Origin of the sequence: Brucella intermedia LMG 3301 (assembly GCF_000182645.1) — a bacterium.
Taxonomy (GTDB): domain Bacteria; phylum Pseudomonadota; class Alphaproteobacteria; order Rhizobiales; family Rhizobiaceae; genus Brucella; species Brucella intermedia.
The window spans coordinates 841410-863482 of record NZ_ACQA01000002.1 but is presented as its reverse complement, the minus strand read 5'-3'; the positions used below and the strand labels follow the sequence as shown (position 1 = coordinate 863482).

The window sequence follows — 22073 nt, the reverse complement described above, 5'->3', positions numbered from 1 at the left end:
GTTGGAAACAGTTTTCTCCGTTCTGTCCAAGGAATGAAACGGAAAAGCCCGCCGCATCTGAAAAACTGTCGTACTCCTGCGACAGCGCATTGCACTTCGATAAAGCCAAGAGGATATCATGTACGTTACGGGGGACAGGGCGGGAAACAAGCAGGACGGTCTCGTCGCTCTTTTGGGTGGCGATCTGGTTATGACCGAACAAAATGACATGTCTGGCTATTGTCGTGACTGGCCGGGGGATGTGGAAAATGCGGCGGTTGCGGTGATCCGTCCGCGTTCGACAGCGGATGTTTCCGCCGCGGTCAAAGCCTGCGCTTCCCTGGGATTGTCTATCATTCCGCAAGGCGGAAATACCGGTCTCGTGCAGGGTGGCGTACCGGATGGCCGGGACAATCTCGTCATTTTGAGTCTTGAGCGGATGAACCGCATTCGGAAAATAGATCCGGATGATTTTTCAGCGGTTGTCGATGCGGGTTGCATTCTCTCGGAACTGAAAGACAAACTGGCAACCGAAGGAATGTTTTTTCCGCTGGCGCTTGGTGCGCAGGGAAGCTGTCGTATCGGGGGAAATGTCAGCACCAATGCCGGCGGCATCAATGTGTTGCGCTATGGCATGACCCGCGAGTTGATACTGGGGCTGGAGGTCGTTCTGCCTGACAGTACTATATTCAACGGTCTTTCGACGCTGAGAAAAGACAATGGCGGCATTGATCTGAAACAGCTTTTTATCGGTGCGGAAGGCATTCTTGGAATAGTAACCGGCGTCGCAATCAAACTGATGCCCTTGCCGGACAAGGTGGAAACTGCGCTGCTTGGGCTCAATTCCCTTGAAGATGCCATTGCGCTTTATCGGCGGGCACGGGTGCAGTGCTGTGATCTGATGTCGGCATTCGAGTTCATGCCTCCGGTGGCTTTTACACTGGCACAAGAGGCGATGCCGGAACTCGCCACGCCGCTGGGGCAATATCCGGCCTATGTCTTGATGGAGATTTCAGGCTCGGGACTGGTCGATATAGCGTCACTGATGGAGCAGTTTCTTGCAGGAGCAATGGAAGATGGCCTCGTTCTTGACGGGACCATCGCGTCCTCGCGGGCACAAGGTCAAAATCTCTGGATGTTTCGCGAGGCGATGAATGAAGGGCAGGCGCTGCGTGGCAAGCATCTGCGCACTGACATATCGGTTTCATTGTCGAAACTGGCATCGTTCGTCGATGAAGCTGAAAGGGAACTGGCCAAGGTTCTTCCTGATTGTCTCGCGGTTTCCTATGGACATGTCGGGGACGGCAATGTGCATCTCAATGTCATCCCGGAAAGCAATCTCGATGTTGCTGCGAAAGACGCGAAGATCAAGCTTGCGAAGGAAACGATCAATGCTGTTCTGGATCGTTATGCAGGCAGCATTAGCGCGGAACACGGCATTGGTCGCCTGAAAAGGGACGATTTCGAGAAGCGTATTGACCCTGCACGGCGAAAGCTGCTTGAAGGTCTCAAACAGGTAATCGATCCGGACAACATCATGAATCCGGGCTGCCAGCTTTCGCTTGACTCTTCAAAAGGCTGACGACACATCAATTGCACAGGCAATCAGGGAGACTTTATCATTTTGTTTGGTGAAATCAGGCGCAATGAGCAACTCCCTGGACGCATCGCTTCCGAAATCACGCGGCAGATCGGTGAAGGTACTCTCTTGCCGGGGCAAAAGCTGCCGACAGAACATAATCTGGCTCAGAGCTTCGGAGTTAGCCGCTCGGTTGTACGTGAAGCGATAGCCCAGTTGCGCAACGAGGGTCTGGTTGAAACCCGACAGGGTGTCGGGGCTTTCGTGACAGAACCCGACAGGAGACACGCCCTCCGGATAGAGCCAGAAACACTTGCCAATCGCGAAAATTTCCGCAGCCTGTTCCAGTTACGAATGGCACTCGAAATTGAAGCGGCGGGATTAGCGGCGGTTCATCATGATGAACATGACATGATGCAACTCAACGAAGCGCTCGCAGAAATGAGCGGTTCAAAAAAATGGACCGATACGGGTATAGCTGCCGATCTGGCTTTTCATCGGGCGCTCGCTTCTGCAACTCACAATGAGTATTTTCCGTTGGTCCTAGGCTTCATTGCCGAACGCATCAATCAGGCAATCAACGCAGCGCGTGCGCGGGCCGTGCTCGAGCAGATTGTCGAGATCACCATTGATGAGCATACCGCAATCAGGGACGCCGTTCATTCGCGGGATCCGTTGCAGGCACGCGAAGTGATGCGCCACCACATCGTGCAGGCAGCAAGCCGAGTCGGCCTCAAGCTGGAAACTTTTTGATGGCTTCTTCTTTCGGGCTTTTCAATCTGGAAGGGCGCATTGCGCTGATCACGGGTTCCAGTCAGGGCATTGGTTTTGCCCTGGCGCGAGGGCTTGCGGAACATGGTGCAACGGTGATCATCAATGGCCGTGACCGGGGCAAGGTGGATCAGGCTGTCACCCTGCTGGAGGATGATGGACATAAGGTCTTTGCATCTGCCTTCGATGTGACGAATGCCGCGGAAGTCCGCGCCGCCATTGAGATGATTGAAGAGGAAATCGACGCACTCGATATTCTGGTCAATAACGCCGGGATGCAGTACCGCGCACCGCTTGAGGATTTCCCTATCGAGAAATGGCAGCAGCTTCTGGAAACCAACATCTCCAGCGCTTTTTATGCCGGGCAGGCGGCTGCGCGCCATATGATCGCGCGAGGACGCGGCAAGATAATCAACATTGCTTCGGTTCAAAGTGAACTGGCGCGTCCTTCGATTGCGCCTTATACCGCGACAAAGGGAGCTATCCGTAACCTGACCCGCGGTATGGCCACCGATTGGGCCAGACATGGCTTGCAGGTCAATGCGATTGCACCCGGCTATTTCAAGACGCCGCTGAATCAGGCATTGGTTGATGACCCCGAATTTACGGCTTGGCTGGAAAAAAGGACGCCGGCGGGCCGCTGGGGGAATGTGGAAGAATTGGTCGGTGCCGCCGTATTCCTGAGCAGCGATGCTTCCACTTTTGTGAACGGACAGGTCTTGCATGTCGATGGCGGCATGACCGCAAGCGTATGAGGAATTGATGCTGCGTATCATCGTGATGGGTGTTTCGGGTTCCGGAAAATCGACGGTCGGGGAGAAGATTGCAGATGCTTTGAAGCTTCCGTTTCTCGAAGGCGACTCTCTTCATCCAAAGTCGAACGTCGATAAGATGTCGGCAGGCATCCCCTTGCAGGACGAGGATCGCTGGCCCTGGCTCGATAAAGTCGGAGAACGTCTTGCAGCCTCGAGCGACGGGATTGTGATATCCTGTTCCGCATTGAAGAAGAGCTATCGGGATCGCCTCCGCACCGCAGCGGATGCGCCTGTCCTTTTTGTTTTTCTGGACGGCAGTTTTGAAGTCTTGCATGAGCATATGGGGCATCGCACAGGCCATTTCATGCCGGTAACGATGCTGGAAAGCCAGATTGCTACACTTGAAAGCCCGGTCGGAGAGCCGTTGGTATTCCGAGCAGATGTTGCCGAGAGCGTGGAAAAGATCGTTTCCGATAGCCTCGAATGGATAGATTCAGTTCAGCGTTAGCGTTATTTCAACGGCCAGAAGAACATCAGTGTGGGTACCGTTACAATCGCGATGATGATGGATAACGGCAACCCAAGACGCGGATAATCGCTGAATTTGTAGCCGCCCGGTCCCATCACCAGCGTATTGCACTGATGACCGATCGGGGTGAGAAAATCGCACCCCGCACCGATCGCGACTGCCATAAGGAACGCTTCAGGCTTGAAACCGAGCCCAGAAGCAAAGCTTGTCGCGATTGGAGCCATGACGAGGACCGTCGCGGCATTGTTGAGAAATGGCGTCACCATCATCGCTGCCACAAGAATGAGCGTCAAAGCACCGGCCGGTGGTAATTGATGGCCGATTGTGGCAAGTCCCTCTGCTATGAGATCAGTGCCCCCGGTCGTCCTCAGTGCATCGGAAACCGGAATGAGCGCAGCCAGCATGACCAGAATTGGGCCATCAATCTCGTCATAGACCTCGTTGAGAGGTATGACCTTGAACAGAAGCATAGCAACGGCAGCCGCAAAGAAAGCCACCGCAACCGGTACGAGGCTTAAAGCGGTCGCACCGATGGCGGCAATCAGAATGGCGAGCGGGATCAATCCGCGCCGGACACTGCCGAGCATCAACTTGCGGCGGGCGAGTGGCAGCAATTCAAACTCGGGCAGGAAGGTTGATAGATTTGCCTGTCTGCCTTGCAGGACGATTACATCGCCGAAGCGCAGTATAACTTCGCTGAGGCGCTCGGTAATCCGCTCCCCTGGACGACTGACAGCCAGAAGATTCAGATCATACCGCGCGAAAAGGGCGAGTCTCTGGGCCGTCAGTCCGATGAGACGCGAATTTTTTCCAATAACAGCTTCGACGGCTTCGATGTCGGTCGAACCGCTGGTCTCGGAAGGATTGCGGTTCTCGGAGAGGGTGAGCTTTCCCGCACTTATGATCGCATCAAGCGCCTTTGGGTCGCCTTCAAGTAGCACTACATCGCCTTCATTCAGGACGGTGTCGGGAAGCGGCGTCAATCGCTGTTCCTTGCGTACGATGGAGGTTACCATCGCTTCGCCTTCAGCAGCCTTGATGAGATCAGTCACGCGCTTGCCGATCATTGTCGAGGTTTTTGTGATGCGCGCTTCGGAAGCATAATTCTTGATCTTGATTGCTTCATCCAGCGAAACATTTTCGCGCGTGCGTTGCGGGACGAGCCAGTAAAAAAGAACCAGATAGATTAGCCCCACGGCTGAAAGCACGGCGCCGACGGGCGTGAAGTCGAACATGGTGAAGGGCTCCCCCACCATTTCGCCGCGAATGCGAGAAACGACGATATTGGGCGAAGTACCCACCTGAGTCATCAAACCGCCGAGCAGCGCGCCAAACGCCATAGGCATGAGAAACGTTGAGGGGGAAACATTGGAGCGGCGTGCGAATTGAAAAGCGACCGGGATCATGATGGCCAACGCACCGACGTTTTTCACAAAGGCGGAGAGCACGGTGACGACCGCGACCAACACGGCCAGCTGTAATCTTACACTGCTGATCTCCGGCAGGAAACGCTGCACTGCCGCCTGCATGAGACCGGAACGTGCGACGCCTGCGCTAACCACCAGCGCACTGCCCACGATGATGACAATGTCGTCGCTAAACCCCGAAAATGCGTGATCGAATGGGACAACGCCAACAGCTATCGCTAAGAGAAGTGCGCAGAGCGCGACGACATCATAACGGAATTTGCCCCAGATAAACGCCCCCATCATAAGTATGATCACTGCGAAGGAGAGTATCTGCTGATGCGTCATCTATCGGAATTTCCTCACAGGCGGAAAAATATTCCATTCTGTGTAGCCGATAAATTCTAAAACAGAAATCGATTATTATAGCGGGTTGCGACCTTCGACGGACGCAACCCGTCAGAGTGTCAATCGTTCAGGCGCTGGCCGTCCCTGCCAAAAACATGGACATTTTCTGCGGATGCGCCAACCCTCACGGTCTGGTCTATATTATGGGCCGAGCGCCCGGCAACGCGGAAGATAAGTGGCTTGCCGTCAGGCAAAGCAGCGTGAATATAGCTTTCTGCACCGACGAGTTCGACCGCTTCGATACGGACGGTCGTATTGAAACCATCAGCATCGGGCGCGCCATCTTCGAGAATGTGGACATCTTCCGGGCGAACACCGATGGTGAAATTTCCTGCGGGTGTCTTCACCGCACTGCCGGTCGTCCAGCCGACGGTTTCTGCACTTGGCAGCAAGTTCATGGACGGAGAGCCGATAAACGTTGCGACGAATGTGGAGGCCGGTTTTTCATAAAGTTCGATCGGTGTGCCGACCTGTTCGATACGACCTGCATTCAGCACAACGAGACGGTCTGCCATGGTCATGGCCTCCATCTGGTCATGGGTGACATAAACGCTCGTGGTGCCGAGCGAACGTTGCAGACGCTTGATCTCGACACGCATCTGCACGCGCAGTTTCGCATCGAGGTTAGAAAGCGGTTCGTCGAAGAGAAATGCCGCCGGTTCGCGGACGATGGCTCGGCCCATGGCTACACGCTGGCGCTGGCCACCGGAGAGCTGGCGCGGCTTACGCTCCAGAAACTGCTCGATTTCAAGGGCTTTGGCAGCCTTTGCGATGCGACGTTCGATCTCGTCTTTCGGTGTCTTGCGGTTTTTCAGGCCATAAGCGAGGTTTTCCCGTACCGTCATATGCGGATAGAGCGCATAATTCTGGAACACCATGGCAATATCGCGCTCAGCGGGCTCAGCATCGTTGACCACGCGGGCGCCGATGGAGATGGTGCCAGATGTAATGCCTTCCAATCCGGCTATCATGCGCAGCAGCGTGGATTTACCGCAGCCGGAGGGACCTACCAGCACCACGAATTCCCCGTCATCGATCTCCAGCGATACGCCTTTGATGACTTCAACATTGCCGCCATAGCTCTTGCGGACGTTATCAAGAACGATTTTGCTCATTACTTTTCCGTTTCAACGAGACCTTTGACGAACCAGCGCTGCATCAGCACCACAACGAGGATCGGCGGAATGATAGCCAGAATGGCTGTTACCATGACGTAGTTCCAGGGAGTGGAAGCGTCAGCCCAGTCGACCATGCGACGCAGGCCAATGATGATTGTGTTCATCTTTGCATCATTGGTAACGAGCAGCGGCCACAGATACTGGGTCCATCCGTAGATGAAGAGAATGACGAAAAGCGCTGCGATATTCGTCTTCGAAAGCGGAAGCAGGATATCCCGCATGAAACGGAAAGGTCCGGCATTGTCGATACGTGCTGCTTCCACCAGCTCACCTGGAATTGTGAGGAAGAACTGACGGAACAGGAATGTCGCCGTCGCAGATGCCATCAGCGGCAGCGTAAGCCCGGCATAGGTGTCGATCATGCCGAGGTCCACGATTACCTTGTAGGTGGGCAGAATGCGCACTTCCACGGGCAACATCAGCGTGACGAAGATCATCCAGAAGAAGAACATACGCATCGGAAAGCGGAAGAACACAATCGCGAAGGCGGACATGAACGAGATAATGATCTTGCCGACTGCGATGGCCATAGCAACCACGAACGAGTTCCAAAGCAGCCTTTCGAGACTGACGCCGACGACACGTTCAACGCCGCCGAAGATGGCTTCGCCATAGTTTTCTATGAAATGATCGCCGGGCAGAAGCGAGATTGGCGGGCGGATGATCTGGGTCGAAGTCATCGTCGAAGCGACGAATGTATAGTAGATGGGAAAGGCGACGATTATGATGCCAAGGATGAGGATCAGGTGACCGATTAGGTTTGAGATTGGGCGTTTTTCTATCATTGTCGCCACCCTCACGAATAATGCACGCGCTTCTCGACGAAGCGGAACTGGAAGGCGGTCAAGGCAATCACGATTGCCATCAGAATGACGGACTGTGCAGAAGACGAACCGAGGTTCAGATTGACGAAGCCGTCATTGTAAACCTTGTAGACCAGCGTTTCGGTCGCTCTGGCAGGGCCACCTCCCGTCACGGCATGGATGATGCCGAACGTGTCGAAGAATGCATAGACGGTGTTTACGACCAAGAGGAAGAACGACGTCGGTGCGAGCAAAGGAAATACGATGGACCAGAATCTCCGCGATCCCCGGGCACCATCGATAGCGGCTGCTTCGATCAAAGATTTAGGGATTGCCTGTAAACCTGCAACAAAGAACAGGAAATTGTAGGAAATCTGTTTCCAGGCGGCAGCAACGACGACGAGGCCCATAGCCTGATTGCCATCCAGTAGCGGGTCCCATGCGAAGCCATTGCGGCGCAGGATATAGGCGAAAGTGCCCATCGCCGGATTAAACATGAAAAGCCACAGCATGCCGGCCACGGCGGGTGCCACGGCATATGGCCAGATGAGGAGCGTACGATAAAATGTTTTACCGCGAATAACGCGGTCTGCAGCGGTCGCAAGCAACAGCGCTGCGCCCATCGCGAGCAGAGCGGTCAGGATATTGAAAACAATCGTCACTCTGAATGAGTGCAGATAGTTGGGATCGGCCAGAACACTTGTGAAGTTGGCCAGACCCACGAAGGTGGATTTGAGCCCGAATGCATCTTCACGCATGAAGGACTGATAAATCGCCTGACTGGCTGGCCAGAAGAAAAACACCACAGTCAGGATGATCTGCGGGGCCAGCAGGAAATAGGGCAGAATTTTATTTGGAAAGGTTACTTTCTGCACGGGGAGCTTCCTCGTGGGATAACAACGCCGCCTGCCACAAAAGGCAGGCGGCGTTGTGTCAATGTGATCGTTTACTGAGCTGCGGCAATCGCGTCGTTGGCACGCTTGACGCCGTTCTCAAGTGCTGTTTTCGCGTCCTGCTTGCCGCCGAGCATGGCTTCGAACTCTTCATTCAGGATATCGCGGACCTGTGGCAGGTTAATGAGGCGCACACCCTTTGAGTTTTCGGTCGGGGCCCTGCCCATCATCTGGAGAATAGGCGTTTCGCGGCCCGGGTTCTTTTCGTAGAAATCCGACTTCTTGGTTTCCTCGTAAGCAGCGAGCGTCACTGGCAGATAACCCGACTTCTCGTGCAGCTTGACCTGAATTTTGGTCTGGGAGAGGAAGTTGAAGAATTCTGCAACGCCCTTGTACTGTTCGTCGCTAAGACCGGCGAAAACCCAAAGGGCCGCACCGCCAGGAATCGTATTTTGCGGGCCGTGACCTTCATAATAAGGCAACTGGCCGATGCCGTAATTGATGCCCGACTTCACGACATCTCCAAGGCCGCCCGAGGATTCGGTAAGCATCGCGCACTCACCTGAAGTGAAAAGCTGCTTGGCTTCCGACGTACGACCGCCGTAGCGGAACGTGCCGTCCTTTGCGAGGTCGGCAATCGACTGGAAATGCTGAATGTAAAGCGGAGAATTGATCTCGAGCTTTACATCGGTGCCGCCGAGACCGTTTTCGTTGGTGCCATAAGGAACGTTATTCCAGGCCGCAAAGTTTTCGGTCTGAATCCAGGTCAGCCATGTCGAAGTAAAGCCGCACGCTGCCGCACCACTGGACTTGATCTTCTTGGCCGCTTCAAAAACTTCCGGCCAGGTCTTTGGCGGATTGTTTTCATCGAGACCGGCCTTCTTGAAGGCGTCCTTGTTGTAATAGAGGATCGGCGACGAGGAGTTATATGGGAAGGACAGCATGGTGCCATCGGGCTTTGAGTAATAAGCGACGATGCCGGGCAGGTACTGCGACTTATCGAACTTGAAACCACCCTTTTCCAGCACTTCGGCAGCCGGCACTACAGCACCTCCGGCAGCCATCATTACACCGCTGCCGGCATCGAAGACCTGCAGAATTGCAGGGGGCTGCTTGGAGCGGAACGCGGCAATACCGGCATTCAGCGTTTCGGGATAGGTTCCCTTGTAAACCGGAACGATCTTATATTCGCTCTGGCTTTCGTTGAACTCTTTCGAGAGTTCGTTGACCATTTCGTTGTTGGCACCGGTCATGCCGTGCCACCACGCCAGTTCCGTCTGGGCGAATGCCTGCGAACCGATGGTGAGGGCGAGGGCGCTCGTCAGCGCCGAAGTCGTGATCAGACGGATAAGCATGTTTCCTCCTCGAGTGTGAGATTGCGTGAACATTCGAGCTCCTTTAGGGGGGCTCAAAGTTCCGACATCTGCGATATATTCATTGCACTTATATGAATGCAATTTTTTGCAAAGGATCAACCTTCGATTCTTCCAATGGCAGAATAAATCCGAAAACGATAGCATTCGAAATGAAAAAAAGCGAAAGGCAAGTGATAATCGTGGGGAGAACATGTGCACAATGAAGCCGTCGGAAACGCTGCCCGATGGCATTTGAGCACGGTGATTGCCTGTTCGCTGCCCCGGCGGATTGACCAACGTGCAAGTCTGAATTGAATATACCTCCTCGAATCTGGCCGACGGGTTGCTGAAATCCTATCAACCAGGCCGGACATTGATCAGTTTGCAGACGGGTGAGCTTATGCCGAGTGATGATCGCAGGAAAAGTCGCGTTACGCTTTTGGATGTGGCGCGCCACGCCAATGTATCGCGTGCGACGGCTTCACTGGTCATTCGCAAAAGTCCGCTGGTGGGGGCAGCGACACGCGAGAAGGTGGAAAAAGCCCTGCAGGAGTTGGGTTATGTCTATAATATGGGCGCAGCCAGTCTCCGGGCGGAGAGGTCGAATACGGTGGGCGTCATCGTGCCGACCCTCGGCAACCCGTTTTACGGTGAATTGCTTTCTGGAATAGACAGTGTTGTAGGTGAAGCTGGGCTGGTCGTTCTTCTTGCAAACAGCCACGAGAATTTTGCCAATCAAACCACCCTCATGCAGCGTATGCGCGAGCATGGTGTCGATGGCGTGATTGTATCGCTGACGGCAGAAACGGCTCCCGAATTCATCGAGCAGTTTGTGGACTGGGGGCTGCCGGTCGTTCAGGTATTGCGTCATGTGACGGACCGAATTGACTACGCAGGCGTGGATTATGCGGGCGGCATGCGGCAGGCAGTCAATTATCTGGCCCGGTTGGGGCATAGGACGATCGCCTTTGCCGTGCATGGGCCGGTCCATTCCGCATATCGCGAACGTGTCGAAGGATTCCGGGATGCGATGGAGCAACAAGGCCTCGATCCCGGTTTGATCGTTCGCTTGCCATACACGATGCCGGAAATCGCCAAAGCGGCCCCGCTACTCTTTCAGGCGGGAAAAGCGCCGACAGCGGCGATCTGTTTCAATGACGTGGTTGCGCTGGGGCTTTCAGCGGGTCTTTATGACTGTGGGAGGAAAGTTGGTGACGACTTCTCTCTGATCGGCTTCGATGATGTAAGCGACGCGGAGGCGACACGGCCCCGCTTGAGTTCAGTGTCAACGCGACCGGTTGCAGTGGGCCAGAACGCCGCCAGGCTGCTTCTTTCCCGGCTGGCAAGTCCGGAAAAGCAGGCCGAGCGGATCGTGAGCGAGACATATTTGCAGGTGAGGCAGTCCTGTGTACCGTTAAAAGCGCCAGTCATCTAATCCGAATTAATGATTGACGAGCGGCATCAAACCCAATTAGATCGATCTAAATTTGTTGCCGACAGGAGGAAAAGTCGGCATAGTCCGTGTACCGGGAGGTTCGGCATTGTATAATTTCAACTTCGCGCCCGTTTTCGCGTCGATGGATAAGCTGCTTGTCGGTGCGTGGCAGACAATTGAGCTCTCGTGCGCTGCGATGGTGTTAGGCTTGATTGTCTCGATTATCTGCGCCGTCGGTAAGACATCCGGACCCAAACCGGTACGCTTCGTCATCGATGCCTATATCGAAATCATCCGCAACACACCGTTTCTGGTGCAGATTTTCTTTATCTTCTTTGGATTGCCTTCTGCTGGTTTGCGCCTGTCGCCCAATAGTGCTGCGCTTCTCGCACTGATCGTGAATTTCGGGGCCTACGGCACGGAGATTATTCGGGCGGGTATTGAATCTATTCATAAAGGTCAGGTGGAAGCTGGGACAGCGCTTGGTCTCTCCAGGCTTCAGGTATTCCGCTATGTCATCATGAAGCCAGCCTTGCGGACGGTCTATCCATCGCTCACCAGTCAGTTCATTTATCTGATGCTGACTTCGAGTGTTGTATCCGTCATTTCCGCCAATGAGCTTGCGGCTGCGGGTAACGATTTGCAGTCGGCGACCTTTGCGAGCTTTGAGGTCTATATCGTTATCACGCTCATGTATCTCGTCATGTCCATCGGTTTCTCTGCCGTCTTCGCGTTGATCGAGAAGGTGGCCTTCAAATACCCGTTGAGCCGATAGGAGCAGGCCATGATCAGACCTTTTGGCTGGAACGAATTTCTCATCATCGTTTATGCAGCGCAATGGACCATTGCTCTTTCCGCCATTGCCTTTGTGGGCGGCGGTATTGGAGGGCTGCTGGTTGCGCTGATGCGCGTCTCGGATGCCCGCGTCCCGCGTTTCATTGCGCTCGGCTTCATAAGGCTGTTTCAGGGCACACCGCTTCTGATGCAGCTGTTTCTGGTCTTTTTCGGTCTCAATATTTTCGGACTGGGCATCAATCCGTGGATCGCTGCAACAATTGCACTGACTTTGCATGCGAGCGCTTTTCTGGGCGAGATCTGGCGCGGCTGTATTGATGCTGTGCCGCCCGGTCAGCGCGAAGCCGCAACTGCCTTGGGGCTGCGTTACTATAATCGTATGCGCTATGTGATCCTGCCGCAGGCTGCGCGCATTTCCGTTGCGCCAACGGTGGGGTTTCTCGTGCAGCTCATCAAGGGAACGTCTCTTGCTGCGATCATTGGCTTTACGGAACTGACACGCCAAGGTCAGATCATCAACAACGCGACATTCAGCCCGTTCATGGTGTTTGGCACCGTGGCTGCTATCTATTTTGTCCTGTGCTGGCCGCTATCCATTCTCGCGCGCCGCATGGAAGCGAGGTTTTCTCGTGCTACGGCTCGGTAATCGGGGGGCTGGGGAAGACAATGGGCATTTCCGGCCTGCTGCGAGACATGGCTGCGGCAGGAAATGCTCCGAAAAATAAGAAACGGTGCCGGCGAGGAGACCGGCCCTTGATAGGGAAGGAATAAAAATGAATATCACCAGACGTTTGGCTATGGCCTTCATTGGTGCGGGAGCTCTCGCGACCGTGCTGGCACCTGCAGCATTTGCGCAGACTGTTGACGGCATCAAGTCCGCCGGGAAAATCAAGATCGGTATGCTGGTCGATTTTCCACCTTTCGGCATCATGAATACCAGCAATGAACCGGATGGCTATGACGCTGACGTGGCAAAGCTGCTGGCGAAGGAGATCGGTGTCGAGGCTCAGATTGTTCCGGTTACCGGTCCGAACCGGATTCCCTATCTGCAGAGCGGTCAGGTCGATGTCCTGGTTGCTTCGCTGGGCATCACGGAGGAGCGCGCCAAGAGCGTGGATTTCTCCCAGCCTTATGCGGGCATTTCAATTGGTGTATTCGGACCGAAGGATATTGCGGTTGCGAAGCCGGAGGATCTTTCGGGCAAGACCATCGGCGTCGCGCGGGCTTCGACGCAGGATACGGCAGTTACCAAGGTTGCGCCGCAGGATGCCAACATTCGCCGCTTCGACGACGACGCAAGCGCAGTGCAGGCTTTGCTTTCCGGTCAGGTTGAACTGATCGGTCTATCCAACGTTGTGGCGGCTGAGATCGAAAAGGCTGCTCCGGGCCGCTACGAACAGAAAATCCAGCTCAGCCAGCAGGTACAGGGCATCGCTGTTCGCAAGGGCTCGGCCGAAATGCTGGAATTCGTCAACAAGTTCATCGAAAAGGCGAAGAGCGACGGTGAACTGAACAAGATCCATGAGAAGTGGCTTGGCGCGCCGCTGCCGGATTTTGTTTCCCAGGCAAAGTAAGCTCCTGAATTCCGCCTTGCCCGTCCTCAGGCGGGCATGGCGATCCAGTCCACGAAAGTGAGTTTCTCGACATGAACCAGACGGCTCAGGGAACGACAAACCAGATGCAGCACGATGCTTCTGGTGCGGCAGTGCTTATGCAAGGGGTGAACAAGTGGTACGGCACGTACCATGCGCTCCGAAATATCAATCTGACTGTATCCCGCGGCGAACGTATCGTTATTTGCGGCCCGTCTGGTTCGGGAAAGTCTACTCTCATCCGCTGCATCAATCAGTTGGAGACCATTCAGGAGGGCCGTATCATCGTTGATGGCCACGACCTGACTGCTGGTGGAAAGAATGTAGATATCGTGCGGCAGGAAACCGGTATGGTTTTCCAGCAGTTCAATCTCTTTCCGCATATGACTGTTCTTGAGAATTGCACGTTGGCGCCGATGAAGGTGCGGGGCATCTCGAAGCCGGAGGCCGAAAAGACAGCGCGCAAATATCTGGAGCGCGTCCGCATTCCCGAACAGGCGGACAAGTATCCGGCCCAGCTTTCCGGCGGACAGCAACAGCGCGTGGCTATTGCCCGTGCGCTCTGCATGAATCCCAAGATCATGCTTTTCGATGAACCGACTTCGGCGCTCGATCCAGAAATGGTCAAGGAAGTTCTGGATACCATGATCGATCTCGCGAAAGAGGGCATGACCATGCTGTGCGTTACGCATGAAATGGGCTTTGCGCGGCAGGTCGCAGACCGCGTCATTTTCATGGATCAGGGGCAAATTCTCGAAATGGCGGAACCGGAAGAGTTTTTCGGTAATCCGAAACACGAGCGCACAAAGGCATTCATTGGCCAGATTTCCTGATTGTCTCCAATAATTTAGTAATGGAGTTTGAAGTGACGAACGAAGTTCTGCTCATCGAGCCTATGATGCCGTTGATCGAAGAGCGACTGGACGCGGCTTACAAGGTTCTTCGCCTGTATAAACCGGAGGACAGTGGGGCTATCGATGCGGCCCTCGGCACCATACGTGCTGTCGTCACTGGGGGCGGAACAGGGCTCTCCAACGAGTGGATGGAACGTTTGCCGTCACTTGGCCTGATCGCCATTAACGGTGTGGGAACAGACAAGGTTGACCTCGCTTTTTCACGTGGTCGCAACGTCCATGTCAGCACCACGCCGGGCGTTCTGACGGACGATGTCGCTGACACCGGCATTGCCCTCATGCTCGCGGTAATGCGCCATGTCGTTGCGGGCGATCGGTTCGTAAGGGAAGGTAGATGGGCTCGCCGGGAGGCTTTCTCTCTCGGGATAAGCCCGAAAGGCAAGCGGGTCGGCGTCCTGGGGCTTGGCCAGATTGGCAAATCGTTTGCGCGGCGCGCGGAAGCATTTGGCATGGAAGTGCATTACTGGAACCGTTCGCCTGTCGCAGACACCGGTTGGGTCGCACACGCCACGCCTGTGGAACTTGCGCAGCAAAGCGACGTGCTCGCAGTGTGCGTTGCAGCCAACCCTGCCACGGCAAATATCGTGAATGCGGATGTTCTGGCGGCACTTGGAAACAAAGGCTATCTGGTCAATGTAGCCCGAGGCAGTGTCGTTGACGAAGATGCGCTTCTGGAAGCGTTGAACAACGGAACCATTGCTGGTGCCGGCCTTGATGTTTTCGTCAATGAACCGACGATCAGAGCGGATTTTCTGACCGCGCCAAACACGGTGCTGATGCCGCATCAGGGCAGCGCAACGGTCGAAACCCGTGTTGGAATGGGCGAACTGGTGCTCGCCAATCTCGCAGCATATTTTTCCGGTGATGTTCCGCCGACCAAGGTAAACTGAGTTATTATCCATGATTGTCAGACAGGCCTTTTTTGAAGGCGCTATTCATGCTGGGCGCGAGGATGCGTTCAAAGCTTATGTCGCCGATATCCTCATGCCGATGTGGCTCTCCTTTCCCGGTATCAGGGAAGTGCGCGTTCTTTACGCTGTCGAACGCGATGAAGGTGCTCCGGCTTACCCGATGGTGCTTTGGACCAAGTATGACAGCAGGGAGGCTCTGGCGGAGGCGCTCGCGTCATCTGTGCGATATGAAAGCCGGGAGGCGACAAAGGGCCTCCTCGAAATGTTCGATGGTCATATCCATCATCACGTCTTCGATCTCACCCTCGAAGGGTGAGGTCGCGTCTATTCAGCAGCCTCAAGCGCCCCACGTCCGCTCAAGGACATTGATCCAGTTGCCATGGGCCAGCTTGACGATGGAGGCATCGTCGTAGCCGTGCTTGCGGAATGCTTCTATGACCAGCTGGAGATCGCCTACGTCGCGGAGCGTCGACGAAATCGTGGTGCCATCAAAATCGGAACCGAGCGCCAGATGGTCGATCCCGATGCGATCGACAATGTAATCGGCGTGACGAACGATCTCGGATAGATCGGTATCAGGATCGCGCTTTCCGTCTTCGCGCAGGAATGACACGCCGAAGTTGAGCCCAACAAGACCGCCCGTATCGCGAATGGCATCCAGTTGCCTGTCCGTCAGGTTGCGGCTTTGCTGGCAAAGCGCGTGCGCATTGGAGTGCGAGGCCACGAGCGGCGCGTCGGAGATCGCTGCAACGTCCCAGAACCCTTTCTCGTTCATGTGAGAAAGGTCGATCATGACTTTCAGCTCGTTGCATGCGCGAATGAGAGCTTTGCCGTGATCGGTAAGGCCGGGACCGATATCCGGGGAGGCGGGAAAGCGGAAGGGGATGCCGTGGGCAAAAATATTCGGGCGGCTCCAGACAGGCCCCAGCGTTCTAAGGCCAGCTTCATGCAGAACATAAAGCGCATCGAGGTCTTCGCTGAAAGCCTCCACACCTTCGATATGATAGACGGACGCGAAAATCCCCTTCGCAAACGCATCGCGAATATCTGCTGCCGTGCGGCAGACACGCACTCGGCCTTCAGATTCGCGTTCGATTTTCAGCAGGATTGCAGACATGGCGAGCGTCGCCTTCATCGCATCCGTTTGGCTGGGCGTCGCGAGGTTGCCGTTGGCATCGAGTTCGCGTGACGGCGAGGGTACATACACTGCGCAAAGTCCGCCGCCCAGACCACCCTTCTGCGCGCGTGGCAGATCGATATGTCCGACATTTTCGCCATCAAGAAAGCGCTTCTCCGGCGCGGCAGCCTCGGATGACCACAACCGCAACAGCACGTCGTTGTGACCATCAAAAACGGGTATCTTCTGTTCTGTTGCCATGGAGTAGCCTTTTCAAATCAAGTCCAGTATTTGAGACACGGGTGATGGACCCAAGCGCGAAGAATTGCAAATGCGATTTCAGTCACTTGATATGATCACCCTGCATGAGCGGCGATTCCTTGTAGCGAAAGCTTTCTTTTAGGTTGCGCTCATGCAAAGTCTGCATAGGCAATGCAAAATTCTGCATTGGCCCCTGCATCCGCTGACGTGATAGCGGAAAGGTGGAAAAATATATCCGGATATAAGCGTCGACGATTGCATCCCAATTCATGGACATGTTCGGAAAGCGCTGCAAGAGGAGCTCTCAATGATTTCAAGACGTGGTTTTCTGGCGGGTGCGGCTGCCGTTCCCTTCCTGTCCTATGCGAGCATTTTGCCTGCTATCGGAGCTGGACGTCAGGACATTTTGGTTGTGGCGCAGCAGCTCGACAACATGACCAGTCTTGACCCGCATGAGAGCTTTGAAGCTGTCGGCAGCGAAATCTGCAACAACATGTACCAGCGTCTGGTGCATCCAAGCCTCTCCAATCCGGATCAGGTGGAAGGCGGTGTGGCGGTTTCCTGGGAAGCCGACGGCGAAGGCAAGGTCTTTACGTTCAAGATCGATCCGAACGCAAAGTTTGCGAGCGGTGCCCAGATAACAGCGGAAGATGCTGCCTTCTCGCTGCAACGTGCGATCAAGATGAACAAGGGGCCGGCTTTCATCATCGGCCAGTTCGGCTTCACGCCTGAGAATGCCGAGAAGAGTATCGTCGCAACCGATCCATCGACATTGACTTTGACGGTCGAGCAGCCGACATCGCTGCCATTCCTGCTATACTGCCTCTCGGCAAGCGTTGCCAGCATTGTGGAAAAGAAAACTGTTCTGGAGAACGCCTCCGGGGATGACCTTGGCAATGGTTGGCTTCAAAAGAACAGCGCGGGTTCTGGTGAATGGGTCCTCGTTTCCTGGAAGCCGAGCGAAAGCATCATTCTGAACGTTAATCCGCATGGCGCCTACAAGGGCAATGTGAAGCGCATCCTTTTGCGACACGTTGCGGACCCGTCCTCGCAGCTTCTGATGCTTCAGAAGGGTGATGTCGATATTGCGCGTAATCTCACCACTGAACAGCTTCGTATTCTGGACGGTGATGAAAACTACAATCTGGTGCGCAAGGGCGTTGGCGGCTTGATGCTGATGTCGCTCAATCAGAGCGTGGAAGCTCTCGCCAAGCCGAAGGTCTGGGAAGCGATCAAGTGGGCTGTGGATTACGAGGGCATTCAGAAGAACATCGTGCCGCTGAACTACAAGGTGCATCAAACGCTTGTTCCTGAAGGCTTTCCGGCAGCCTTGAATGAAAATCCATTCAAGAAGGATATTGCCAAGGCAAAGGCTCTTCTCGCGGAAGCAGGTGTTCCAGATGGCTTTTCCATCAAGATGGATCACTATTCGGCGCAGCCTAGCCCGGATATCGCACAGGCAATTCAGGCGAGCCTTGCCGAAATCGGGATCAAGGTGGAGTTGCTGGCTGCCGAAAATCGTCAGGTTCTGACGAAGATGCGGGCTCGTGAACACCAGATGGCGTTGACCGTATGGGGCTCTGACTATTTCGACCCGAATACCAATGTCGACGTCTTCTGCAACAATCCGGACAATTCCGATGATGCGAAAACCAAGCCTTTTGCCTGGCGCTCGCATTTCCAGAACGAAGATTTCGCCAAGAAGTCTTTGGCCGCGCGTGATGAACAGGACCCGGCCAAGCGCGTGAAGATGTATGAAGATCTGCAGCGCGAATTCATGAACAACAGCCCGTTCATCATCATGATGCAGAAGTTCGAGACGGCGGCCTGCCGCAAGGACGTTACCGGGATGCGTCTCGGCGTGCTGTCCGATTCCCATTCCTATGCAGGGATCGCCAAGGCGTGAAGAAAAGCCTCAAGAACCTGACCGGAATCCTGAGCAGCGTGTTGATCACGCTGTTCGGGCTTATGGTTATCACATTCATGATCGGCCGCGTCATGCCGGTCGATCCAGTTATTGCTGCCGTGGGCGACAACGCGCCCGAAGCCGTTATCCAGCGCGTACGCGCGGAGATGGGGCTCGATCAGCCGCTTGTGGTTCAGTTTGTACATTATATCGGGCAGGTCCTGCACGGTGATTTTGGCAACTCCATTCTGACCCGCAATCCGGTAGCTCAGGATATCGCACGCTATTTCCCGGCAACGCTGGAACTGGCAACGGCCGCCTTGATTGTTGCTGCACTGATCGGAATTCCGCTGGGCGTATGGGCAGCGGTGCGGCAAGGGTCTTTCGTTGACCAGACGATCCGCGTCATCTGTCTTGCGGGACACTCGGTTCCCGTTTTCATGCTGGCGCTGATTTCACTTCTGGTTTTCTATGCGACGCTCGATCTCGCACCGGGACCGGGGCGCCAGGACATCATCTACGAGGGCATGATTCCGCATGTAACGGGCCTGCTCACGATCGACACGCTCATCGAGGGCGACTGGGACGCATTCTGGGATGCTGTCCGTCACATGATTCAGCCCGTCCTGATCCTAGCATATTTCAGCATGGCGTACATCACACGCATGACCCGTGCCTTCATGCTTGACGCGCTCAAGGGCGAGTTTGTGATTACGGCCCGAGCAAAAGGCCTGTCGCTGACATCTGTGATCTGGAAACATGCTTTCCCGACCGTTGCAGTACAGCTTGTGACCGTTCTGGCGCTTACCTATGCTGGTTTGCTCGAGGGCGCCGTCGTTACTGAAACTGTCTTCAGCTGGCCGGGCCTTGGGCAGTATCTCACGGTCTCATTGATGAATGCCGATATGAACCCGGTTGTAGGGTCTACACTGCTGATCGGTGTTATCTATGTCGGGCTCAATCTGCTCGCCGATATCCTCTATAAAGTTCTGGACCCCCGTGTGCGATGATTTTTGCCAATTTTCATAACTGGGCGCTTGATGACTCGCCCACCTCCCGCTCTCAGGCGAACTGGGGGAGGCGCTATCGTATCTGGGTAAATCTTCGGGCCAATCCGCTCGCAATGATTGGTCTTTTCATCATCGTCGCTTTCGTTGCTTTGTCGCTGGCTGCGCCATTGCTGGCGCCCTATGATCCAAGTGTGCAGGACCTCGGCAACAGACTGTCCGCTCCGACTGCGGAACACTGGTTCGGCACCGATGAACTGGGCCGCGATATTCTTTCGCGCATTCTCTACGGTGGCCGCGTAACCCTTGGAATGGTTATCGCCGTCGTCATTCTTGTCGCGCCGATTGGACTGTTCATCGGCTGCATCGCCGGTTACTTCGGTGGCATGGTTGACACGGCACTGATGCGCGTTACGGATGTTTTCCTTGCCTTTCCGCGACTGATCCTTGCGCTGGCCTTTGTAGCGGCCTTGAAGCCAGGCGTCGAAAGCGCGGTGCTTGCGATTGCATTGACCGCGTGGCCGCCCTATGCGCGTCTGGCGCGTGCGGAAACCATGACCCTGCGCAAAAGCGATTTTATCGCCGCAGCCAAGTTGACTGGTGCTTTGCCTTTCCGCATCATTCTGCGCCATATCATGCCGCTCTGCGTGCCGAGTGTCATCGTGCGTATCACGCTTGATATGAGTTCGATCATCATCACCGCCGCAAGTCTTGGCTTCCTCGGGATGGGCGCACAGCCGCCATCGCCCGAATGGGGTGCGATGATAGCGACCGCCAAGCGCTTTATTTTCGAACAATGGTGGGTTGCCACTATCCCCGGCATTGCGATCTTCCTTGTATCGCTCGCCTTCAATTTCCTCGGCGACGGTCTGCGCGACGTGCTCGATCCGAAGCAAAATTGAGAGAACAGATGCTGGTTGATATCAAAAATCTGCAAATCAGCTTTGAAACGCGCACCAGCCGTTTCGATGCCGTGCGCGGGGTTTCCCTTCAGCTCGGTCGCGAAAAACTGGGTATCGTTGGCGAAAGTGGTTCAGGCAAGTCGCTGACCGCACGAGCCCTGATGAAACTCCTGCCGCCAATCGCTGATGTGAAGGCTGACAAGCTTTCGTTCGACGGTATCGACATTCTGTCGGCTACCGAACGCGGGATGCGTCAGATACGCGGCAAGCGGGCTGGTTTCATTCTGCAGGACCCCAAATATTCGCTTAATCCGGTCAAGACCATAGGCGTGCAGGTGGCTGAGGCGTGGCGCACCCATAAAGGTGGCAGCAAGCGTCAGGCAATGGATGCGGCGGTTGATCTGCTCGATCAGGTCATGATCCGCAATCCGCGTGAAGTGGCAAAGCTTTACCCGCACGAGGTTTCGGGCGGCATGGGCCAGCGCGTCATGATCGCTATGATGCTGGCGCCCGATCCCGAGCTGCTTATTGCCGACGAACCCACATCCGCGCTCGATGCTACCGTACAGGCGGAAATTCTTCGCCTGATCGACGATCTGGTTTCCAAACGGGGAATGGGGCTTCTTCTCATCAGTCACGATCTCCCGCTCGTGTCGCATTTCTGTGACCGGGTAATGGTCATGTATATGGGCCGTGTCATGGAGGAATTGAAAGCCTCGGAACTGGTGCGCGCCGAGCACCCCTATACCAAGGGGCTTCTCAATTGCATTCCGTCTCTGATGCATCCTCGCGATCGATTGCCGGTTCTCAATCGTGAAGAAAGCTGGCTGAACTCATGATAGATATTGATCAACTCCGCATCAGCTTCAACGATCGCGAAGTCGTCAAGGGTGTGTCCTTTCGTGTGGAGAAGGGCGGAAGTTTTGGCATCGTAGGCGAAAGCGGTTCGGGCAAGTCCACCATTCTGCGCGCCATGGCCGGCCTCAACGAACAATGGAGCGGCCACATCGCGTTCGACGGCAAGGACGTAGCCCCGAAGCGGGCGCCCGCCTTCTTCCGTCAGGTGCAGATGGTGTTTCAGGATCCATTTGGATCGCTGCATCCGCGCCAGACAATCGACCGCATTCTGAGCGAGCTTCTGCTGGTCCACGGTATCGGCAATATCGACAAGCGGATTGAAAAGGTCCTCGATGAAGTCGCATTGCCTAAAGCCGCGCGGTTTCGTTTTCCGCATCAGCTTTCGGGCGGTCAGCGACAGCGCGTGGCGATAGCGCGTGCTTTGATTGCCGAACCGGAAGTACTTCTGCTGGACGAGCCAACTTCGGCGCTTGATGTTTCGGTGCAGGCTGAAATTCTCAATCTGCTCGCCGACCTGCGTGCGGAAAAGAATCTCACTTATGTGCTTGTGAGCCACAATCTCGCGGTAATCGCGCATCTGTGTCCAAATGTCGGAGTGATGCAACACGGCGAGATGGTAGAGCAGCTCGGCGCCGAGGATTTGCGCGCCGGCAGAACGACACATCCGCATACCACAGAACTGCGCGCTTTGAGCGTCAATCTGGAAGAACCTGCCTGAC

General features: G+C 55.1%; 23 protein-coding genes. 16 read left to right on the top strand and 7 right to left on the bottom strand.

The genetic code is table 11. The features are described from left to right. The first annotated feature begins 118 nt into the window (after positions 1-118). Genes OINT_RS16465 through OINT_RS16450 form a run of 4 tightly spaced genes read left to right on the top strand, consistent with a single transcriptional unit; the run spans position 119 to position 3592 of the window. On the top strand, positions 119-1561 hold the full coding sequence (locus tag OINT_RS16465) for an FAD-binding oxidoreductase (protein WP_006469012.1): 1443 nt from the start codon (positions 119-121) through the stop codon (positions 1559-1561). A 42-nt stretch (positions 1562-1603) separates the two neighbouring features. Continuing rightward, complete coding sequence (locus tag OINT_RS16460) at positions 1604-2311, top strand: FadR/GntR family transcriptional regulator (protein ID WP_006469011.1); 708 nt, start codon at positions 1604-1606, stop codon at positions 2309-2311. Further along, entirely contained in the window at positions 2311-3084 is a 774-nt protein-coding gene (locus OINT_RS16455) for an SDR family oxidoreductase (protein WP_006471324.1), read from the top strand. Before OINT_RS16460 ends, OINT_RS16455 begins: the two co-directional genes overlap by 1 nt. Before the next feature lie 7 nt (positions 3085-3091). Continuing rightward, entirely contained in the window at positions 3092-3592 is a 501-nt protein-coding gene (locus OINT_RS16450; RefSeq protein WP_006471323.1) for a gluconokinase, read from the top strand. Positions 3593-3594: 2 nt separating this feature from the next. On the opposite strand, the gene OINT_RS16445 is transcribed toward OINT_RS16450, so the two are convergent. The 5 genes from OINT_RS16445 to ugpB all read right to left on the bottom strand — a co-directional run bounded on the left by OINT_RS16445 (position 3595) and on the right by ugpB (position 9656). Then, a complete protein-coding gene (locus tag OINT_RS16445) occupies positions 3595-5367 on the bottom strand; it encodes an SLC13 family permease (protein ID WP_006469008.1) in 1773 nt (590 codons plus the stop codon). Positions 5368-5486: 119 nt separating this feature from the next. After that, a complete protein-coding gene (locus OINT_RS16440; RefSeq protein ID WP_006469007.1) occupies positions 5487-6542 on the bottom strand; it encodes a sn-glycerol-3-phosphate import ATP-binding protein UgpC in 1056 nt (351 codons plus the stop codon). After that, positions 6542-7390, bottom strand: a complete 849-nt coding sequence (ugpE, locus tag OINT_RS16435; protein WP_006471322.1) for a sn-glycerol-3-phosphate ABC transporter permease UgpE — start codon at positions 7388-7390, stop codon at positions 6542-6544. Before ugpE ends, OINT_RS16440 begins: the two co-directional genes overlap by 1 nt. 11 nt (positions 7391-7401) lie before the next feature. Then, positions 7402-8283, bottom strand: a complete 882-nt coding sequence (ugpA, locus tag OINT_RS16430) for a sn-glycerol-3-phosphate ABC transporter permease UgpA (protein WP_006469005.1) — start codon at positions 8281-8283, stop codon at positions 7402-7404. Positions 8284-8354: 71 nt separating this feature from the next. Then, a complete protein-coding gene (gene ugpB / locus OINT_RS16425; RefSeq protein ID WP_039853290.1) occupies positions 8355-9656 on the bottom strand; it encodes a sn-glycerol-3-phosphate ABC transporter substrate-binding protein UgpB in 1302 nt (433 codons plus the stop codon). Between the two features lie 400 nt (positions 9657-10056). Between ugpB and OINT_RS16420 the strand changes: the two genes are divergently transcribed. The 7 genes from OINT_RS16420 (at position 10057) to OINT_RS16390 (ending at position 15619) form a co-directional block, all read left to right on the top strand. After that, positions 10057-11091, top strand: coding sequence for a LacI family DNA-binding transcriptional regulator (locus tag OINT_RS16420; RefSeq protein ID WP_031346967.1), 1035 nt, complete (start codon positions 10057-10059; stop codon positions 11089-11091). Positions 11092-11197: 106 nt separating this feature from the next. Next, positions 11198-11866, top strand: a complete 669-nt coding sequence (locus tag OINT_RS16415) for an amino acid ABC transporter permease (RefSeq protein WP_006471319.1) — start codon at positions 11198-11200, stop codon at positions 11864-11866. A gap of 9 nt (positions 11867-11875) precedes the next feature. Then, on the top strand, positions 11876-12532 hold the full coding sequence (locus OINT_RS16410) for an amino acid ABC transporter permease (RefSeq protein WP_006469001.1): 657 nt from the start codon (positions 11876-11878) through the stop codon (positions 12530-12532). Positions 12533-12659: 127 nt separating this feature from the next. After that, positions 12660-13460 carry a transporter substrate-binding domain-containing protein gene (locus OINT_RS16405; RefSeq protein ID WP_006471318.1) on the top strand — a complete coding sequence of 267 codons (801 nt, stop codon included), beginning with the start codon at positions 12660-12662 and terminating at the stop codon, positions 13458-13460. 104 nt (positions 13461-13564) lie between these two features. Next, a complete protein-coding gene (locus OINT_RS16400; protein WP_006471317.1) occupies positions 13565-14311 on the top strand; it encodes an amino acid ABC transporter ATP-binding protein in 747 nt (248 codons plus the stop codon). Between the two features lie 20 nt (positions 14312-14331). After that, positions 14332-15282 carry a 2-hydroxyacid dehydrogenase gene (locus OINT_RS16395; protein ID WP_006468998.1) on the top strand — a complete coding sequence of 317 codons (951 nt, stop codon included), beginning with the start codon at positions 14332-14334 and terminating at the stop codon, positions 15280-15282. 10 nt (positions 15283-15292) lie between these two features. Further along, positions 15293-15619, top strand: a complete 327-nt coding sequence (locus tag OINT_RS16390; RefSeq protein ID WP_006468997.1) for a hypothetical protein — start codon at positions 15293-15295, stop codon at positions 15617-15619. A gap of 21 nt (positions 15620-15640) precedes the next feature. On the opposite strand, the gene OINT_RS16385 is transcribed toward OINT_RS16390, so the two are convergent. Together OINT_RS16385 and OINT_RS16380 are read right to left on the bottom strand one after the other, a co-directional pair. After that, complete coding sequence (locus tag OINT_RS16385; protein WP_006468996.1) at positions 15641-16681, bottom strand: dipeptidase; 1041 nt, start codon at positions 16679-16681, stop codon at positions 15641-15643. An 82-nt stretch (positions 16682-16763) separates the two neighbouring features. After that, on the bottom strand, positions 16764-16976 hold the full coding sequence (locus OINT_RS16380; protein ID WP_006468995.1) for a hypothetical protein: 213 nt from the start codon (positions 16974-16976) through the stop codon (positions 16764-16766). Between the two features lie 12 nt (positions 16977-16988). Between OINT_RS16380 and OINT_RS16375 the strand changes: the two genes are divergently transcribed. From OINT_RS16375 to OINT_RS16355, 5 genes are read left to right on the top strand one after another with little or no spacing between them, the layout of a single operon-like run. Beyond that, entirely contained in the window at positions 16989-18587 is a 1599-nt protein-coding gene (locus tag OINT_RS16375; RefSeq protein WP_006468994.1) for an ABC transporter substrate-binding protein, read from the top strand. Continuing rightward, positions 18584-19597, top strand: a complete 1014-nt coding sequence (locus tag OINT_RS16370; RefSeq protein WP_006468993.1) for an ABC transporter permease — start codon at positions 18584-18586, stop codon at positions 19595-19597. The genes OINT_RS16375 and OINT_RS16370 overlap by 4 nt, the downstream gene beginning before the upstream one ends. Next, entirely contained in the window at positions 19594-20496 is a 903-nt protein-coding gene (nikC, locus tag OINT_RS16365; protein WP_006468992.1) for a nickel transporter permease, read from the top strand. The genes OINT_RS16370 and nikC overlap by 4 nt, the downstream gene beginning before the upstream one ends. Positions 20497-20504: 8 nt before the next feature. Further along, positions 20505-21335 carry an ABC transporter ATP-binding protein gene (locus OINT_RS16360; protein ID WP_006471316.1) on the top strand — a complete coding sequence of 277 codons (831 nt, stop codon included), beginning with the start codon at positions 20505-20507 and terminating at the stop codon, positions 21333-21335. After that, positions 21332-22072 (top strand): ABC transporter ATP-binding protein, encoded by a 741-nt coding sequence (locus OINT_RS16355; protein ID WP_006468990.1) that lies wholly within the window; start codon positions 21332-21334, stop codon positions 22070-22072. The genes OINT_RS16360 and OINT_RS16355 overlap by 4 nt, the downstream gene beginning before the upstream one ends. Position 22073 lies beyond the last annotated feature (1 nt).

Excerpts from the sequence above, each read along its gene's own strand:
- OINT_RS16410 (WP_006469001.1), top strand. The coding sequence starts at position 11,876 with ATGATCAGACCTTTTGGCTGGAACGAATTTCTCATCATCGTTTATGCA.
- OINT_RS16375 (WP_006468994.1), top strand. The coding sequence starts at position 16,989 with ATGATTTCAAGACGTGGTTTTCTGGCGGGTGCGGCTGCCGTTCCCTTC.
- OINT_RS16360 (WP_006471316.1), top strand. The coding sequence starts at position 20,505 with ATGCTGGTTGATATCAAAAATCTGCAAATCAGCTTTGAAACGCGCACC.
- OINT_RS16355 (WP_006468990.1), top strand. The coding sequence starts at position 21,332 with ATGATAGATATTGATCAACTCCGCATCAGCTTCAACGATCGCGAAGTC.
- ugpB (WP_039853290.1), bottom strand. The coding sequence starts at position 9,656 with ATGCTTATCCGTCTGATCACGACTTCGGCGCTGACGAGCGCCCTCGCC.
- OINT_RS16420 (WP_031346967.1), top strand. The coding sequence starts at position 10,057 with ATGCCGAGTGATGATCGCAGGAAAAGTCGCGTTACGCTTTTGGATGTG.
- OINT_RS16400 (WP_006471317.1), top strand. The coding sequence starts at position 13,565 with ATGCAGCACGATGCTTCTGGTGCGGCAGTGCTTATGCAAGGGGTGAAC.
- OINT_RS16440 (WP_006469007.1), bottom strand. The coding sequence starts at position 6,542 with ATGAGCAAAATCGTTCTTGATAACGTCCGCAAGAGCTATGGCGGCAAT.
- OINT_RS16455 (WP_006471324.1), top strand. The coding sequence starts at position 2,311 with ATGGCTTCTTCTTTCGGGCTTTTCAATCTGGAAGGGCGCATTGCGCTG.
- OINT_RS16405 (WP_006471318.1), top strand. The coding sequence starts at position 12,660 with ATGAATATCACCAGACGTTTGGCTATGGCCTTCATTGGTGCGGGAGCT.
- OINT_RS16395 (WP_006468998.1), top strand. The coding sequence starts at position 14,332 with ATGGAGTTTGAAGTGACGAACGAAGTTCTGCTCATCGAGCCTATGATG.
- OINT_RS16390 (WP_006468997.1), top strand. The coding sequence starts at position 15,293 with ATGATTGTCAGACAGGCCTTTTTTGAAGGCGCTATTCATGCTGGGCGC.
- OINT_RS16385 (WP_006468996.1), bottom strand. The coding sequence starts at position 16,681 with ATGGCAACAGAACAGAAGATACCCGTTTTTGATGGTCACAACGACGTG.
- ugpE (WP_006471322.1), bottom strand. The coding sequence starts at position 7,390 with ATGATAGAAAAACGCCCAATCTCAAACCTAATCGGTCACCTGATCCTC.
- nikC (WP_006468992.1), top strand. The coding sequence starts at position 19,594 with ATGATTTTTGCCAATTTTCATAACTGGGCGCTTGATGACTCGCCCACC.
- OINT_RS16450 (WP_006471323.1), top strand. The coding sequence starts at position 3,092 with ATGCTGCGTATCATCGTGATGGGTGTTTCGGGTTCCGGAAAATCGACG.
- OINT_RS16445 (WP_006469008.1), bottom strand. The coding sequence starts at position 5,367 with ATGACGCATCAGCAGATACTCTCCTTCGCAGTGATCATACTTATGATG.
- OINT_RS16465 (WP_006469012.1), top strand. The coding sequence starts at position 119 with ATGTACGTTACGGGGGACAGGGCGGGAAACAAGCAGGACGGTCTCGTC.